The sequence below is a fragment of the Streptomyces millisiae genome (genome assembly GCF_031845425.1).
Classification (GTDB): domain Bacteria; phylum Actinomycetota; class Actinomycetes; order Streptomycetales; family Streptomycetaceae; genus Streptomyces; species Streptomyces millisiae.
In genome coordinates, this window is sequence record NZ_JAVREM010000277.1 from 1 (window position 1) to 461 (window position 461).

A 461-nucleotide genomic window follows, 5' to 3' on the forward strand; every position below is an offset into this window, starting at 1 on the left:
GATATCTTTTTATCGAGTTCGGTCTCGATGAGACCGGTTCTGTCTGGTTGATGCTGCACTCCGGTTCCCGGAACATCGGCAAGGAGCTCGCCGACTTCCACATCGGCCAGGCGCAGAAGCTGCCGCACAACCAGGGCCTGATCGACCGGGACCTGGCGGTGTTCATCGCGGACACCCCGCAGATGGCGGCGTACCGCAACGACCTCTTCTGGGCGCAGGAGTACGCGAAGTTCAACCGCGCGATCATGATGGGTCTCTTCCAGGACGTGGTCCGCAAGGAGTTCAAGAAGGCGCGGGTCACCTTCGATCCGGTCATCTCCTGCCATCACAACTACGTGGCGGAGGAGCGGTACGAGGGCATGGACCTGCTGGTCACCCGCAAGGGGGCGATCCGGGCCGGCTCCGGGGACTACGGGATCATCCCGGGCTCCATGGGTACCGGCTCGTACATCGTGAAGGGC

Annotated in this window: 1 protein-coding gene; it reads left to right on the forward strand. The window is 62.9% G+C overall.

Annotated features, from left to right (window positions below; all coding sequences use genetic code 11):
• The coding region (locus RNC47_RS36655) for an RtcB family protein (protein WP_311605191.1) at positions 1–461 on the forward strand (461 nt) is incomplete at both ends.